The organism is Blautia sp. DFI.3.45, from assembly GCF_020593505.1.
Classification (GTDB): Bacteria; Bacillota; Clostridia; order Lachnospirales; family Lachnospiraceae; genus Blautia_A; species Blautia_A wexlerae.
The window spans coordinates 60,739-76,528 of record NZ_JAJDMI010000013.1; the positions used below are offsets into that span (position 1 = coordinate 60,739).

The following is a 15,790-nucleotide window of genomic DNA, read 5'->3' on the forward strand; positions in this document are numbered from 1 at the left end:
GTGTCAGCTCCTTTCCAAGTCCTGCGACTTCTGCTTTGCGTTCTTCTTTTTCCCCGTCCGTTCTTTGTCAGCTTTAAGCTGCGCCCGGATAGAGGGCTTTTCTTTGCCGCGTTCTTTGTCTGCCTTAATCGCTTCTGCAAGGTCAACAAGGGAAATCTGTTCCCCGGCTTTTACCTTTGCTTCCAGTTCGTCAACCGTAGGGGTGTTGTTGATGATACCGTCAAAGTTGTTGTCGTTCTGCTCGATTGTGTCCTCGACGTGCTTTAGCGGGTTTATCTTTTCCGGCTGTTGTGTCTGCTCCTGCAAAAACTCCGGCACTTCCTTGTAGCCGAAACTATCTACATAATGCGCCGCGTCCTGCCCGTTCTGATGAAGCACCACCACGTCGGAAACGGAAAGGCTGTGTCCCTTAAAGTCTTTGGGGTGGTCGATATTGAAACGGGTATAAATATCTTCAAGGGAAGTCCCCGGCGTAAGCTCTGCGGAATAGACAAGCTCATAGTTCGCCTTATCAACCACATTTCCCGCCGCCTGCAGGCGGTTGTAAGGCTCAAAGCGGAAGTCCCGCGTTTCGTCCCCTTGCTTTAGCTGATAAATGGAAAAGGTGTCTTTGTCGGCTTCGGCTTCCTGCGCCTTTGCATATAGCTCCTTTACTTCTCCCTGCGTCAGCTCTCCGGCGTTCAGCCCGCCCATGAGTTCCCGGCATTTTGCAAGGCTGCCGATATACAGCACGTCCCCGATTTTTGCCCTGCCGTTTTCCTGCGGGAGATAGGCTTGCAAGAAAAAGCGGTCGTTGTCGCCCGTTGTGCGGGGGTTGGCTTCAATCTTGTAAATGTACTCCGGCATGGCGGCTTTCTCCCTCGGCGCGTCCTGCACCTGTTCCTTTTGCAGTTCTGCGATATGTTCATCAATGCTGTTGATGATTTCCGCTGCGGTGCTGCGGATTGTTTCAAGAGAGCTTTTCAGTTCGGTAAGCTCCCGTCCGGCACTCCACCCGGCAACGTACCCAAAGGAATAATCAGAGGTATCAAGCCCGTAATGCTGGCACACGGTATAGGCGATACTTTCAGCCTGTACCTCACGGGTGCGGCGGTCGGGTCTGTTCTCCAAGTCCTCTAAAGGGGCGTTTAGGTCAATGTCGTGGAGCTTCGCATGGGCGATTTCATGGATAAGTGTCTTTAAGGTTTGCAGCTCGCTCATGCCCTCATCAAGGGCAATACGCTTGTCCTCCAAATGGTAATACCCGTGTGCGCCGCCCTCGATTTTTTCAAAGCCGACAGGAACAGGGGAAGTCTTTTCAAGGGCAGCGAAAACCTCCTTGTAATGCTCCACATCTCCGGTCAGCATATTTACGGCAATGTCAGGGATTTCCTTTCCCTCGGTCTGCGATACGTCAAAGACCGATACCACCTTAAAGGCGGGTATCGTGATTTCCTTTTCCTCGGTTACGGGCTTTCCGTCCTTGCCGATAAAGGCTTTTCCCGTCTGCGGGTCGATTTTCTCCATTTCTTTTTTAATCTTGAACGGCGACGGGGCAAGGATTTTGATACCCTTTTGTCCTTTCATCACGTTTCGTCCAAAGTTATTTTTCCATGCGGAAAATCCGGCGATAAGGGAAGCGTCGGGCTTTTGCATGGCGATCAGCAGCGTATTGTTAAAGCTGTAATTATGAAACTTTGACATGACGCGCAGATATTCCTTGTAACGCTCGCTGTCAAACAGTTCCGTAATGCCTTGCTCCAAACGGTCGGTAATCTCTTTGAGCTTTTCGGCGGGCTTCTCGCTCGTCAGCACGATAGGGATAACCGGGCGCGGCTCCTGCGGCTGCGCTTCGGGAATAGCTGCTGTCTGTACTGCCGGGGCTGCGTCCCGTTCGACGGTCGGCTGCGGATAGCTCATAATGCGGTATTCCTCCGGCACATCGCGCCCCTCAAAGTGTTTCTCCCATGCGTCGCCGCTTTCCACAAGATAGCCGTATTCCGTAAAGCTGCCTTTTTCTTGCGTGGCGGCGTTTCGTCCAAAGGCGATAAGGTCAATGCTGTTTTTCCATTCAGCGGGCATTTGCACCATGCCGGATTTGTTAAGGTAATAATCGCCCAATTCGCGGGGATTATGTACTTCGGGGATATGCACGAAAAAGTCCTCGTTATAGGTAAAGTCAATGAGCTGCCCGATATTCTCAAAACCGTTCTTTCGCTGTGTGGCGGCGTTCAGCGCGGCAATCCCGGAAGCGTCAAGGTTTTCCAGTCGTGCCGCAAGGAAATTCAGCTCGTCCACCTGTGCCGCGCATACCATGTCATACGGCAGGGCAATGTGTCTGTCCTCCCGGTCAGAGTAGCCGTGAATGAAAAATTCCTGCGGGTTGTCTGCGGTAATGCCGACGCTTTGCATGGCTTCGTGAAGCTGCTCTTTGGTGGCGGGCATGGAAAGCCAGTAGCCACCCGGTTCTCCCGTTTCAAAACGGGTGCGGCTGTCAATCAGGATTGCAAACTGTTCCGTTTCCTGTCCCGGTTCGGTTCTCGGTGCAGCGGCGGGACTGTCGGCGGCGGGCTGCTTGATTTCCTCGCCCTCTACGGTGTAGCCCGGTAAGAGCTGCCCGTTTACCCTAAACTGTTCCGCGTATTCCGGCGGGATAGCCGGGGAGATTTCCGTAAAAAGTTCTTCATACGCCTTGATACGCCCATTCAGATATTTTTCCATAGCTGCCCGGTCAGCAAATACCTTTCTGTCCTGTCCGGCGATTTTCGCCTGTCCGTACCCGTGGGGGCTGTTGGTGTAGACGTTCCAAGATAACGTATAGGAATATGGAATAGATTTCTGTGCTGCCTTGTCATAGCGGGTATTTTCGTACACATGATAGCTCATTTTATATACCCGGTTGCTGATAATGTGGCGGTCGTTGTCCTCGTCCTGCCACTTGTTCGCCGTATGCTTCACTTCGGGTACTCTTGCATACTCAATCGCCTTGTCATATAACAGGGTCTTTCCCGCCTGTTCCTCCCAGGCGGCAGCCTGTACTTTCAGATTTTCAAAAACGGTCTGTTCCGCAGCCGCGCTTTCTTCCCGCAGCTTCATAAGCTCCGCAAGAGATAAGGCGGTCAGCGGGGAAATATCCGCGCCTTTCGTGTCAAAATAGATACCGCGCTCAATCTTCATCTTGTCGGCGGCGTCCAGTCTGTCGCGGTCGTATGAAGAATAACCTGTTTTCAATTCGTCCATTCGCTTGCTCCTTTCTTTTTCAATCATGCGGTGCATAAGTTCGTAGTCCTCAATACTCATGCTTCCGTCAAATACATAAGGGTCAAAATCTTCCCCGTCCCGGTAGGGCTTTTCGGAAAAGGGAATCCCCGCTGCATGGGCGGCGGCTCTTGCTTCCTCGATAACCTCCGGGGGAAGCCTGTCGTCATGCGCCCCGATAAAACCGTCAAGGTCATTCATGCTGTTTTCATAGTGATAGCGCACTCCGGCGGTCAGTTCGTCAAGGCTCATATCCTCGCCTAAATGCCCGCAGTAGTAGCCGTTTAGAATAACGGCGGCGGGGTCAGCCGCTTTGATTTCCTCTAACCGGCTCCTGTCAAACGGTTCTAAAGTACCGTCCACTTCAAGATGAAACAGCTCGGCGTTCCATGAACGCCCCTCTTTCCAGAACGCCACCCATGCGATACCGTCCCTAAGTTCCTCTTGATAGTCCTTTACGCTGTCGCGCAAACTTGCCATGTGTAAAACCTCCTTTCGCGTATGGCAGCGCGGACGCTGCGTTTGTGGTTACATAGTCCTACTACGGTGCGCCCGCATTTCTGCCAAAGATTTTTGAGGATTTTTAGAGGGTTTGGGAAACTTCCCAACAAGCAAAATCCCCGCCAAGCTCTACATGAGTGGCAGGGATTTTACGGAAGTGGGTACCCGCTTCCTATGCTTGCTATTCAAGTTCTTTGTTCTTTGAAATGGTTACTTTGTAATTCACATATTTACCGCCCGTGTCGGCTAAAAGTACCGTTCCGTCGTAGGTTTTGCCCGTTTTCGGAGAGTACAGTTTTTTAACTGTTGCCTTGCCGGATTTAAGAAGTGCAGCGGCAATCTTCGGGGTAAAGACAGTTTTTCGTTCTTCAAAGAAGCGGTCATTTTTCCACATGGTAAAGCTGCACTCTTTGTTGGAACAGTAGTAGTTTTTCTTCCCCTCATAGACCGGGGATTTACAGCGGGGGCATTTTCCAAGCTCTGTTTTCTCTGTCTTGAAAAGCTCCTGTTTCTCGCCTAACACGGAAGCATAGGTTTTTACAAGCTCCTGTGCCATTGCTTCAATTCCCTGCATGAAAGCGGCAGGGTCGGCGTTGCCCTTTGCAATCTGCGTCAGATTGTTTTCCCATGCAGCCGTAAGCTGCGGAGAAGTTAAGCTGTCCGGCAGGACGCAGACAAGGCTTGTGCCGTCTTTGGTGGGAAGTAGCTGCTTGCCCTTGCGCTCCACAAAGCCGCCTTTCACTAACTTTTCAATGACAGCGGCGCGGGTGGCAGGCGTACCAAGCCCCCGGCGTTCTGCGTCCGGGTCGGTGTCCTCATTTCCGGCGCGTTCCATAGCAGAAAGTAAGGACGCTTCATTGTGGGGCTTCGGCGGCGTCGTTTCATGCTCCGTAACCTTTGCAGCAGGGTTTTCAAAGGTCTGTCCCTCGGTAAAGTCCGGCACATCTAAAACAAGTTCGTTTTCGTCGTCGCTGTCCGGCTTCTTTTTGAGGGTAGCCCGGTAAAGCCGTTCAATGTTTTTCCACCCGGCAGCGATTACCGTCTTGCCCCTTGCCGTAAATTCATGGTCGGCGCAGGAGAAAACCGCCGTTACCGCTTCGTAAACGTGCGGCTCTGCGGTCGCCATAAGCAGACGCGCCCCGGTAAGGATAAGGATATTTCTTTCACTTTCCGGCAGCGTAGTAAGGTCAGTTTTTGCAATTTCCATAGTGGGGATAATGGCGTGGTGGTCTGATACTTTTTTGCTGTTCAGAACGCGGGAAATACTCTGTTCATAGGCTGCGCTCGCCATAAAGGGCAGCTTGCCGCAAAGCAGCGATACGATACTCGCCGCTGTGTCGCCCATGTCGTCGGTCAGATAGTTGCTGTCCGTTCTCGGATAAGTAAGCAGCTTCTTTTCATAAAGTGTCTGTGCAAGGTCAAAGGTCTGCTTTGCCGTGTACCCGTAGATACGGTTTGCTTCCCTTTGCAGAGAGGTAAGGTCAAAGAGCTTCGGCGGTATAGCGGTTTTATTTTCACGGGTCAAGGAAGTGCAGACAGCCGCCGACGCTTCGCAGGCCGCTTTCAGTTTGCCCGCTTCATCAGCGGCGCAGATCTTCGCGCTTGCCGCTTCTGCGCCGGGGAGCATAAGGCGCACATGGTAATATTTTTCTTTCTTGAAGTTCATAATGGCAGCGTCCCGGTCTACAAGCATTTTTAGGGTTGGGGTCTGAACGCGCCCCACGTTCAAGGTTTTTCCATACAGGCAGGAGAAAAGGCGGGTCGCGTTAATGCCGATAAGCCAGTCAGCCTTTGCCCTGCATAGTGCGGAATGATAGAGGGCGTCATACCTGCGCCCGTCCTTCAGATTGTCAAAGCCGCTTTTGATGGCGTCCGTTTCCATAGAGGAAATCCAAAGACGGGTAAAGGGCTTCTTGCAGCCCGCTTGATGATAGACAAAGCGGAAAATCAATTCTCCCTCGCGTCCTGCGTCGCAGGCGTTCACGACTTCCGAAACGTCGCTGCGCTGCATGAGGTCTTTTAAGATTTTGAATTGCTTTCCCTTGTCGGCAGCTACGGTGTACTGCCATTCCTGCGGCAGAATGGGTAAGCTGTCATAGCTCCATTTCCTGTACTGTTCCCCATAGGCGGCAGCTTCCGCAAGTCCTACCAAATGCCCGATACACCAAGAGATAACATAACCGTTCCCCTCGATATATCCGTCTTTCTTCTCCCTTACGCCAAGGGCGGCGGCAACCGCCGCCCCGACGCTGGGTTTCTCACAAATCACAAGTTTCATTCTTCCTCGTCCTCCTGTTCGGTGTCTGCGCTGTCAGCTTCTTCCGGCTCGTCCTCGTCGTATTCGTCAAAATCGAACTCGTCAAGGTCGGTGCTGCCTTTCACGTTCTGTTTCGGTTTCATAAACTTAACGTAGTAGAGGGCTGCGCCGCCGCCAAGCAAGCCCACGACAAGGAAAATCAAAAGCCCGCCCATGCCGTTCTGGGGCTGCTCCTGCTCGGCGGGTTCCTCCGGCGTGGCTTCCTTGCCTGTGCAGCTATCCATGTTGACAGAGCAGGCGGGGCAGGCGGTGTTTACTTCGCCCGCCTTGCATTTCTCGGTACAGTTGCAGACAGCCGGGGGTTGTTCGGTCTGTTCCTCCCCGATAATCGCCATAAGGTCGCTTTCGTCTACTTGATTTAGGAAGTGGACGGAATTTTCCCCCTCGGCTGCCCGGTCAACGATAATGTAAAAATAGTTGCCACCTTTGCTTTTCACGACGATAAACTGCTTATCCTCGGCAGCGTCCCCGTCAATGTCGTCCACAAGGGTCATGTTGCCCTCCGGGGTCAAGGGCTGCGGCTCGGTTTCCACGATTACGCCGCTGTCGTCGGTTTCTTCCGTCGGGGTCTGTGCATAGGCGGTAACGGAAAAGCCGCCCACAAGGACAAGGGCGGCGCAAAGTACGGTAAGGCTTGCAAGGATTTTATTCTTCATCTGCATTGTCCTCCTGTTCCTCATAGTCTGCGGGCATAGGGGCAATGCCCGGAATACCTCCGCCCGCAAGCATAGCGGTAAGCTCCTGCGGGGTAAGGCGCATAGAGCGCACAAGCTGAACGATTTGCAGATTTTCCGCTTCGGTTTTCTGTGCTTCCAGTCCGCGCAGCCTGTTCTGATACTCCGTGATTTTCTCACGGGTCTTTTGGATTTCCTTGTCAATTCTTTCGATTTTACTCATTGCCATAAAATTTTTCTCCTTTCGATTTTCAAAAAATGTGTCAGTTCCAGTTCATCAGCCCGTACCCTTTGATACAGGCATAGTCAAGGGGATAGCTCTTAATCTTGCAGGCGTCGCCGGAATTGCCCTCCACGGTATAGACGCGGCTTTCGTCCCTGCCGATAACAAGTCCTACATGGTCTGCGCTGCCGTCTAAATCCCAGTCAAAAAAGATAGCGTCGCCGGGGGCAATGTTTTCATAGCCCCGCGCTCCCCATTGTCCGTGAGAAGTAAACCACGGAATACCCTGCGACTGGCAGGCGGCAAAGCGCGGCTCGGAAAGTCCCATTTGCCCGTAGCACCAGGACACGAAACAGGCGCACCATTCCACGCGGGAATTAAAGCCGTACCAGCTCCAATACGGATAGCCGCCCACATTTCCGACTTGCCGTTTTGCAAGGTCAACGATAGCGGTATTGCCGGGGCGCGTTCCGTTTACAAAGTCCACGCCGCTTAAATCTTCCGACGCGGAAGTGTCGGGAGAGCCGCCGCCAAAGATAAGGGGCTTGTTCCCGCTTGTCTGTAAGTACACCCGGTACATTTCCAGTTGTTCCGGGGTCAGATTGTTTTCCGCAATGGTGGATAGTGGGGTATTCGTCAGCTTGACGTTCAAGATGTAATACTCATAAGGCACTTGTACCGTGTAGGTGTCCGTATGCTCGTTGCCGTCCTCATCTGTCCATGTGTCGGTGCGTTCTTCCTCCCGGTAGCGTATTTCCACTTCCTCGGTCAGCGTCAGCTTGTATTGTTGATTGAAAATCCGCTGTAATTCGCTCTGTACCTCGGCGCAGGTGTAGCTTTGGTATTTTGCGGTCAGATAAGACGCTAATTCATGGGGATTGTGTCCGATATTTGCAAGGTCATAGCGGTACTCGTCATAGCCCGGATTGTCGCGCTCGATATTGTCAATCCTGCTTTGCAGCTCGTTTTCCAATCCTGCGTAGCTGTTTTCCACTTCCACAAGGTCGCTGTCCTCGGACGTATAGGACGTTCCAAGCACGCCGTTTAACGTGCCGGAAAACATTGCCCCACAAGAGGACAGCCCGGACATAACCATGATAAAGAGCAGTAGCACCCCGACAGCGATTGCCACACCCGCCGGGTGCCTTGCCACAAATGCTGCGGTCTGCTTCGTTTTCTCGGCGGCTTTGGCTGCCGCCTTGCGGGTGCGTTCTGCCGCGCCCTTGATACCCTTTGCGGTATTGCGGGCTTTCTTTGCATACTGCCGCTTGATTTTCTGCTTCTGCCAAAACCGGGAAATGGGGTTACTGGTTAGCTGCGGGTTCTCATGCAGGGTCTTGTGATACTGAAAGTCCATATTTGCCCGAAAAGCCGCTTTTTCTGCCTTTGCCGCTTCCCGGTAGGGTTTCAGCTTATGGTTGCGGTAGCCCTGCTTGATTTTCCGCGCCCCGTACTTCAATCCCCGTTCTGCGGCTTCCTCGCTCTTGTGTGCGCCCTCCACGCCGGAATTATCCTTTTCGACAGAATGGATTTTGTTATGTACCAAAATCCCGGCTTCCTGTGTGGGGCGGGATAGCGGGTTGTGCTTCTCCTTAAATCCGGGCGGCTTGTCCTTTTCCTCAAAGTGCAGGCGGGTCTTGCCTTTCCCGGTGGTTTCGTCAAAGGTGCGCTCTTTTACCAGTTTCTTTTCTTTGGGGATAGCTGCCTTTGCCTTATCCAAGCGGTCGGCGGCTTTATCGGATTTCTTGATATACTTTTCAAGCTCCGGGGCAGCGCGTTCCTCGTCGGTAAATTGCAGCCGGGAAGATTTCGTCCCGGCGGTAGCTTCTGCCTGTGCTTTTCGTACTGCCTTTTTACTGGCTTTTCGTGTATGGGCGGCGTCGATATGCTTCATGACGCGCTCCGTTTTGCCTGTGTCCGCTTTGGGGGCAGCTCCCGGCACATGGGGAAGCGGGCTTGTATCAGATACCGGGGGAAGCTGCATAGCGTCCTGTGCCGCCTGTTGTTCCGGGGTCTTTTGTAAATCCGCGTCCCGTATGCGGTTGCTGATACGTTCCGTGTCTCCCGTGGTCTGATTTTCTGCGATAGCCCCGTCGCGGGTCATTTTCTGCGTGATTTTATCGCGGGGCTTTAATGGGTCTTTCAAGTGTTACCACCTCCAATCCGCGCCCCTGCAAGGGCGCAATACTCGGCGTTCAGTTCAATGCCGATATAGCGGCGGTCAAGGCTTTGCGCTGCAAGCCCGGTGGTGCCGCTTCCAAAGAACGGGTCTATCACAACGCCGCCTTTCGGACAGCCCGCAAGTATGCACGTTTCCGCGAGCTTCGGGGGATAGGCGGCAAAATGCCCGCCCTTGTACGGTACGGTATTGATAAGCCAAACGTCCCGCTTGTTTCTTGTGGTCGGCATAAGGGCGTCGTCATAATAGCTGCCGCTGCGGGGCTGATTGATACCCTGTACCTTGCCCTGTCCTGGTACTTCCTCGGCGTATTTGTGTCCTGCGCTGCGCCCTTGCCTGTAGCGCGCAGCCGTTCCCGGCGCGATCGGCGCTGCAATGGCGGCAGCGTCATAGTAATATTTCTTTGATTTCGTCAGTAAAAAGATATGCTCATAGCAGCGGCTCGGTCGGTCGCGGCAGCTTTCCGGCATAGGGTTTTCTTTCAGCCAGATAATATCGCTGCGTAAATACCACCCGTCAGAGCGCAGGGCAAAGGCAAGAAGCCACGGAATACCGATTAAATCCTTTTGCTTGCAGCCCGCTTTCATGCCGCTGCCGCAGTATGTGTCTGCGATATTCAGCCAAAATGTCCCGTCGTCTTTGAGTACCCGGCGCAGCTCCCGGAACACTTCCACAAGCCGCCCGATATACTGCTCCGGCGTGTCCTCACGTCCAATCTGCGCGTCAAGCCCGTAGTCCCTTAGTCCATAGTAAGGCGGGCTTGTGACGCAGCAGTTCACGCTTTCGCTCGGAAGCTCCCGCAGGGCATAGAGGGCGTCGCGGTTGATGATTACGTCTGTTTTCATGGCTTGCTCACTTCCTCCGGCTTTGTCGTAAGCAGACAGTAAAGCTCGGTGTCCGTCGGGAAGCGGTCAATGAACGGCAGCACCACATTCCCGTAAAAGATAAGCCCCTCGCCCGCTTCGGTGTGGGTTACATACTTCATCTGCTGCGGGGAGATGTTAAGCTGCTTTGCAAGGATAGCCCGGTCGCCCTGTGCCTGATTGAGCATGAGGACAAAATCGGAGTTTTCAAAGATATTCTCGACTTCGCGGCTGCTTAAAAGGTCTTTGACGTTCTGTGTGATAGCCGTCGGTATGCCGCCCCATTTACGAAAACGCTTCCAAATCTCCACAGAATAGGCTGCGGTCTGTTCCTCTTTCAAAAGCAAATGAAATTCGTCCATATAGTAACGGGTTGCCTTTTTCTCGGCGCGGTTGACGGTCACGCGGTTCCACACCTGGTCTTGCACAATGAGCATACCTAATTTTTTGAGCTGCTTTCCAAGCTGCTTAATATCAAAGCAGACAAGACGGTTTGAAAGCTCCACGTTGGTACGGTGGTTAAAGACGTTCAGAGAGCCGGAAACATAAAGCTCCAATGCCGCCGCAATGCGGGCAGCTTCCGGCTCCGGCTGTTTCAGCAGTTCGTTGTAGAGGTCGCCCAAAATCGGCATTTTTGCCGGGTCGGGTTCTGCAAGGAAAGGTCGGTACACATTCCTAACGGCGCGGTCAATGACGGTCTTTTCCACGGGCTGCAAGCCCTCTTTGCCGCCGATAACAAGCTCGCAGAGGGAAAGGATAAAGTCGGATTTCAAGGCAAGCGGGTTGTCGTCCTCGGAGTAGTTGAGGTTAATATCCATAGGGTTCACATACTGGGGCTTGCCGTCCATGCCTTTTCCGGCAGGCGACAGACGTATCACTTGCCCGCCCAAACGCTGCACAAGGGAAAAATATTCTGCTTCCGGGTCGCAGATAATAATATCGTCGTCGGTAATGAGAAAGGCGTTTGTCATTTCCCGTTTTGCCGCAAAGGATTTACCGCTTCCCGGTGTTCCAAGAATAAGCCCGTTGGGATTTTTCAGTTGCTTGCGGTCGCAGAGTATCATGTTGTTACTAAGGGCATTTAAGCCGTAGTAAAGGGCTGCACCCCTTTGGAAAAGCTCCTGCGTGATGAACGGGATAAAAATAGCGGTGCTACTGGTCGTAAGCCCTCTTTGAATGGGGATAAGGTTCTCCCCAAGAGGAATAGAGGACATAAAGCCCGCTTCCTGCAAATAGTCAAGGCGGGTCAGAGCGCAGTTGTTTTTCTGTGCAAAGCCCGCCGTAGCAAAGATGTCATTATCCAGTTTCCGCTTCGTGTCTGCCATGTTTACCACAAGGAACGTCAGCAGAAACATTCTTTCATTTCTGCTCTGTAAATCCTGCAAGAGATTTTTCGCTTCGCTGCCGAACGTGGCAAGGTCGGACGGAATTATATCCATATCGTACCCGCTGCGTACCGCCTTTTTCTGTTCCTCAATCTTCATCTTGTCGAGGTCGGTAATTTTGCGCTTGATAGTCTTGATTGCTTCGCTCTGGTCGATACTGCGGATATGCAGATTGACGATAATTCCGTTTTCAAGGTCGAGAATGTCCGAAAGCATACGGTCGTTCAGCTCCGGCGCAAGGATTTCAAGGAAGCTAACAGCACCGAGCTTGCGCCCCATGCGAAACGTCCTGCCGTCGCCAAAGCGGAACGAGGACGGGGCGATAAAGTCCTTTGTGGTAAGCCCGGACGGTACAAGCCAGTCCCAAGAGAAACGGAACGGCTCGCCCTCCGGGTGGAAAATCCCATGCAGTACGTTCAAGCGTTCCTGTCCGTTCATGGGGCGGGCGGTTACACCAAGCACCTTAAAATTATTGAGTACGTCGGTTTCGATACGGGAAAGGCGGGCTTTTGCCGCCGCAAGATTGTCCGCTTCAATGGAAAAGGTAATGTACTTGCACTTTTCCAGTCCGTTGTTGCCTTTTTCAAGCTGATTTTTAAGCATATCCGCGTACTCCCTGCGGATAGAGTTAAAAGCGTCGTCCTGCGCCGGAATTTCGATAGCCGCCTGTGCCTTTTCCTTTCTTGCACCCTGATTGATGAAAGAGAGCTGCACCGAAACGGAAGCGTCAAAGTAGTTGAGAAAATCGCACCAGTTTTCAAAAATGGCTGTCTTATCGTCTGCCTGTGCAAGCTGATAGTTAATATCTTCAAAGACAAGGCTTTTACTGTATTTCTTTTCCGTTACCCTGCAAATCCCGTCCGGGTACATCTGCAAGTAGGGAATGGTCTGTTGTGCGGTGCGGGGCTTCCCGTCGCCCTTTGCCGCCTGTATCACGGCGGCGATTTCTTTCTTTTCTGCGCGGGTCAGCTTACGCTTCACGGGATTTTTTACCGCGCGGGTCATGGTTTTTCGTTCTGCCATTGACAATAGCCGATACCTCCTTTTCCAGTTTTCGTTGTTTTTCTATGACGGCATAAAAATTTTCCGTCTGATAGGGGCGTTCCTTTGGTCGGATAAACTTTGTCTGAATGACGTTCTTTATCACGATTTCAAGGGGCTGCCCGTGTTTTTCATACATTGCCAAGAGGAAGCAGGGAAGCATAACGACAATCATTGCAAATGCCGCCATGCTTGTTCCCGCGCTGTCTTTGAGCAAAAAGAAAAGCGGTAGTCCCATAGCGAGGGCTGCCGCAAAACATATAATCTGCCGCTTTGTCAGATTAAAAGCGACTTTCGTTTTGATTTTTGATAAGTCTTTGGGTACGGGTACATACGCCAAGTGAAAACCTCCTCCTTTCGGTCTTTAATGGGCGTTAAATATTGACTTCGCAAGTGCGCCTGTTTTGAATAGGGAGAAGCACAAAATCACGGTGTAGGCTGCAAGGGAGAAAATCGCGCTGTGCAGGTTGTCCGCTACAATCATGCTGCCAACCAAAACCGCATAAATGCCGACGCATATCATTATGAGGAAGCCTTGAAAACCGAGGGCGAACAGGGCTTTTAAGTAGTTGTTGCCTATCTGCCCCCACTCTCTGTTGGTCATAGTTGCAAACGGGATAGGCGATACCGAACAGTAAAGGTAAATTTCTATCATTCTGCCGTACAGGATAACCGTGATAAGCACCGACATGATTTTCATGCAAAGGCTCACAAGGCTTGTTTCCATAACGAGCAAAAGCAGTTCGGGGATTTCCATAGCGTCAAGTCCGGCTTGCATGGACGAGAGGGCGGCGTCAACGTCGATATTCGTATTGCCGCCGATCACGCCCGCTGCGCCGGAAACAACGTGCTGCGCCATATCGAACACCGCCATAGTGATAGTAAAGGTGTGGGTAACGAGATACACCGCTACCCACGCCTTGAAAAACCACTTAAAGAACATGAACGTGTCAATATCGTGCATATTGTTCTTTTCCGTTACCATGCTGATAAGCTCCACGCATAGAACGTAGGTAATGACAAGCCCCGCAATGGGTACAATCACATTTTCCGACAAACTCTGTATCATGGAAAATATGCCTGCGTTCCACCCCTGCGGGGTTTGTCCTACCTCTGCGGCGATAGTTCCGACTTTTTCGTTTACGTCCCCGAACATAGTTGACAGATTACCGTTAATGGCTCCAATGAGGATTTCCTTTATCCATTCGTTAATCGCGTCAAGTATGCTCTGCATAGGCTAACCCCGCCGCTTAACCGAACAGGCCGGAAAGCAGAGGTACAAGGGTGCCACCGATAAGGGCAACGCCGCCGCCCGCCATGAGCTGTTTTATCCCCAATTAGGTGTAAAACTCTGCTCGATGGCGGGCGGCGGCGTACAAAAAATCTATATGGTGTTTTTAAGAGAATCGTCCCGGTAGGACAGGTCAGGCAGTGACCTGTTCCACCTCTGGGATGGGTTTGAGATTAAAATGAATTTCGATAGAAATGTGTCTTGTTTTATCTTCGTCAATGCGCTCATGCACGACGATTTCTTTGATTAAGCGGTTAAGGGTGGCTGCGTCCAGCTCTGTGATGTTGGCATATTCCTGAATGGCTTCCACCCATTGTTTTGCGTCATTGGCAAGCTGGGCTTCATCGGACAGCCGCTTCCTGCCCTCGGACACTTTTGCTTTAAGCTCCGTCTGCTCGGTCTGTGTCTTTTCCAGCATGGTGTTGAAATTCTGCTCACTGATACGCCCTGCAATCATATCCTCATAAAGCCGCATGACCATTTTATCCAGAACCTCAATCCGTTCCTCGTCCCTTGTAAGGGAGCGTTCCATTGCTTCCCGCTGTTCCCGCTGCTCGGCTTCACAGGTATTAGTCAGGCGGTCGGCAACCGCTTTCCCGTCCATCAGGGCAGCTCTGGCACATTCCCGGATTTTTCGCAGCACATGGCTGTAAAGGGTGTCATAGTCAATCCGGTGCTGGGTGCAGTGGTTCTTTCCAAAGGCATTGTAGGTCTTGCAGGAATAAATCTGCTGGGGATGTTTTGCGTTTGTATAGCGTATCGTCAGCGACTTCCCACACTCGCCGCATTTTATCAGTCCGGCAAACAGGCTGATTTCATTGGTCTGCCCCGGACGCTGGCGGGATTTCAGCTTGTTCTGCACAATGTCAAAGCTCATGCGGTCAATCAGCGGTTCATGCTGTCCCTCCACTACAATCCAGTCCTCCGGCTTCTTTTCCCCAATCGTGCCGATTTTGAAACGGTAGTCTTTTTTCTGGGAAGCAATCGCCCCGGTGTAAACGGGATTCATCAAAAGGTCTTTGATAACGGAGAAGTCCCACATATACCGTCCGTTTTCCGGGTCTTTCTTTTCCCATTTGGTTCGGGTATTGCGAAGCCCCCGTTCCCGGTTCCACCATGTGGGGCAGGGGATTTTTTCTTCCTCCAGCCGTCTGCGGATATAGTTCGGACCATGACCGTTTAGGGCATATCCGAAAATCAGCCGCACAATCGGGGCGGTTTCCTCGTCAATGAGCAGATGGTTTTTGTCCTCCGGGTCTTTCCGATACCCAAACGGGGCAAGACACCCGGTAAACTGTCCTTTCTGCGCTTTCAGAAGATAAGAGGAATGGACTTTCTTGGAAATATCCTTGCTGTACATCTCGTTCAGGATATTCTTGAACGGGGCAATATCGTTGTTATCCCGCAGGGTGTCGATACCGTCATTCATGGCGATATAGCGGACACCATTTCTTGGGAAAAAGTCCTCAATCAAATGCCCGGTTTGCAGATAGTTACGCCCCAGTCGGCTGAGGTCTTTCGTGATGACAAGGTTGATTTGCCTGCGCTCAATGGCTCTCAACATTCTCTGTAAATCAGGACGCTCCATATTAAGACCTGTGAAGCCATCGTCCTGATAGACTGCCACAACCTCCCATCCCTGCTTTTCGCAGTATTTTTCCAGCATATCACGCTGGTTTGCGATACTGGCACTTTCGCCTTGCAGGTCATCGTCCTTTGACAGTCTGCAATAGACCGCTGCACGATAACCCCCGGCAAGTGCCGAACCGATTGTTCTGTATTCCATTTCGTTCATCATAGCCATTTACCCACACAATCCAGACGGTATCTGGCTCTTTTGAACCTCATCTTCATTATACTTCATATCTCTCTTTTTAGCAAGATATTCTTTCATATTTGTCTTACCGTATTTCTGGGAAATCAGGCTGACGAACACATCGGTTGCGTCCAGCTCCCCGTCAAACACCGTTGTAACATGAATCTCTGTTTTGTTTTTTGCCATAGGCAGTTATCCTCCATACATGAAAATAGCCAGACAGAGGGTGTCGGCAACGAAGTCCGGCAACGGGCTTCAAAAGA

General features: G+C 51.8%; 11 protein-coding genes and 2 pseudogenes. 1 reads left to right on the forward strand and 12 read right to left on the reverse strand.

Annotation, left to right across the window (positions count from 1 at the left end; genetic code table 11):
• Nucleotides 1-3: 3 nt before the first annotated feature.
• The 12 genes and pseudogenes from LJE09_RS06855 to LJE09_RS06910 all read right to left on the reverse strand — a co-directional run bounded on the left by LJE09_RS06855 (nucleotide 4) and on the right by LJE09_RS06910 (nucleotide 15,713).
• Nucleotides 4-3,717 (reverse strand): YodL domain-containing protein, encoded by a 3,714-nt coding sequence (locus tag LJE09_RS06855; protein WP_227311080.1) that lies wholly within the window; start codon nucleotides 3,715-3,717, stop codon nucleotides 4-6.
• 202 nt (nucleotides 3,718-3,919) lie between these two features.
• Nucleotides 3,920-6,016 carry a DNA topoisomerase 3 gene (locus tag LJE09_RS06860; protein ID WP_227311081.1) on the reverse strand — a complete coding sequence of 699 codons (2,097 nt, stop codon included), beginning with the start codon at nucleotides 6,014-6,016 and terminating at the stop codon, nucleotides 3,920-3,922.
• Nucleotides 6,013-6,711 carry a DUF4366 domain-containing protein gene (locus LJE09_RS06865; RefSeq protein ID WP_015542401.1) on the reverse strand — a complete coding sequence of 233 codons (699 nt, stop codon included), beginning with the start codon at nucleotides 6,709-6,711 and terminating at the stop codon, nucleotides 6,013-6,015. The genes LJE09_RS06860 and LJE09_RS06865 overlap by 4 nt, the downstream gene beginning before the upstream one ends.
• Nucleotides 6,701-6,958 (reverse strand): DUF4315 family protein, encoded by a 258-nt coding sequence (locus LJE09_RS06870; RefSeq protein ID WP_005928569.1) that lies wholly within the window; start codon nucleotides 6,956-6,958, stop codon nucleotides 6,701-6,703. The genes LJE09_RS06865 and LJE09_RS06870 overlap by 11 nt, the downstream gene beginning before the upstream one ends.
• Nucleotides 6,959-6,992: 34 nt before the next feature.
• On the reverse strand, nucleotides 6,993-9,056 hold the full coding sequence (locus LJE09_RS06875; protein WP_227311086.1) for a C40 family peptidase: 2,064 nt from the start codon (nucleotides 9,054-9,056) through the stop codon (nucleotides 6,993-6,995).
• A 38-nt stretch (nucleotides 9,057-9,094) separates the two neighbouring features.
• Nucleotides 9,095-9,976: a DNA-methyltransferase gene (locus LJE09_RS06880; RefSeq protein WP_227311082.1), complete on the reverse strand. Its 882-nt coding sequence runs from the start codon at nucleotides 9,974-9,976 to the stop codon at nucleotides 9,095-9,097.
• Nucleotides 9,973-12,402 (reverse strand): VirB4-like conjugal transfer ATPase, CD1110 family, encoded by a 2,430-nt coding sequence (locus LJE09_RS06885; RefSeq protein WP_227311088.1) that lies wholly within the window; start codon nucleotides 12,400-12,402, stop codon nucleotides 9,973-9,975. The genes LJE09_RS06880 and LJE09_RS06885 overlap by 4 nt, the downstream gene beginning before the upstream one ends.
• A complete protein-coding gene (locus LJE09_RS06890; protein ID WP_005928557.1) occupies nucleotides 12,350-12,760 on the reverse strand; it encodes a PrgI family protein in 411 nt (136 codons plus the stop codon). The genes LJE09_RS06885 and LJE09_RS06890 overlap by 53 nt, the downstream gene beginning before the upstream one ends.
• Nucleotides 12,761-12,784: 24 nt before the next feature.
• A complete protein-coding gene (locus LJE09_RS06895; protein ID WP_005928553.1) occupies nucleotides 12,785-13,654 on the reverse strand; it encodes a VirB6/TrbL-like conjugal transfer protein, CD1112 family in 870 nt (289 codons plus the stop codon).
• A gap of 16 nt (nucleotides 13,655-13,670) precedes the next feature.
• Nucleotides 13,671-13,754 (reverse strand): annotated as a pseudogene (locus LJE09_RS06900) (Maff2 family mobile element protein); the annotation flags it as partial.
• Nucleotides 13,755-13,844: 90 nt separating this feature from the next.
• Complete coding sequence (locus LJE09_RS06905; RefSeq protein ID WP_004612760.1) at nucleotides 13,845-15,515, reverse strand: recombinase family protein; 1,671 nt, start codon at nucleotides 15,513-15,515, stop codon at nucleotides 13,845-13,847.
• The gene (locus LJE09_RS06910) at nucleotides 15,516-15,713 is read right to left on the reverse strand and encodes a hypothetical protein (protein ID WP_227083179.1); all 198 of its coding nucleotides are present in this window, start codon (nucleotides 15,711-15,713) and stop codon (nucleotides 15,516-15,518) included.
• Here LJE09_RS06910 and LJE09_RS18150 point away from each other — a divergent pair.
• A pseudogene (locus tag LJE09_RS18150) lies at nucleotides 15,687-15,790 on the forward strand (tweety protein); the annotation flags it as partial. The gene LJE09_RS06910 and the pseudogene LJE09_RS18150 sit on opposite strands and share 27 nt — an antisense overlap.

Coding starts and splice junctions, on each gene's coding strand:
- LJE09_RS06870 (WP_005928569.1), bottom strand. CDS start 6,958: ATGGCAATGAGTAAAATCGAAAGAATTGACAAGGAAATCCAAAAGACC.
- LJE09_RS06880 (WP_227311082.1), bottom strand. CDS start 9,976: ATGAAAACAGACGTAATCATCAACCGCGACGCCCTCTATGCCCTGCGG.
- LJE09_RS06895 (WP_005928553.1), bottom strand. CDS start 13,654: ATGCAGAGCATACTTGACGCGATTAACGAATGGATAAAGGAAATCCTC.
- LJE09_RS06865 (WP_015542401.1), bottom strand. CDS start 6,711: ATGAAGAATAAAATCCTTGCAAGCCTTACCGTACTTTGCGCCGCCCTT.
- LJE09_RS06855 (WP_227311080.1), bottom strand. CDS start 3,717: ATGGCAAGTTTGCGCGACAGCGTAAAGGACTATCAAGAGGAACTTAGG.
- LJE09_RS06875 (WP_227311086.1), bottom strand. CDS start 9,056: ATGACCCGCGACGGGGCTATCGCAGAAAATCAGACCACGGGAGACACG.
- LJE09_RS06910 (WP_227083179.1), bottom strand. CDS start 15,713: ATGGCAAAAAACAAAACAGAGATTCATGTTACAACGGTGTTTGACGGG.
- LJE09_RS06905 (WP_004612760.1), bottom strand. CDS start 15,515: ATGGCTATGATGAACGAAATGGAATACAGAACAATCGGTTCGGCACTT.
- LJE09_RS06885 (WP_227311088.1), bottom strand. CDS start 12,402: ATGGCAGAACGAAAAACCATGACCCGCGCGGTAAAAAATCCCGTGAAG.
- LJE09_RS06860 (WP_227311081.1), bottom strand. CDS start 6,016: ATGAAACTTGTGATTTGTGAGAAACCCAGCGTCGGGGCGGCGGTTGCC.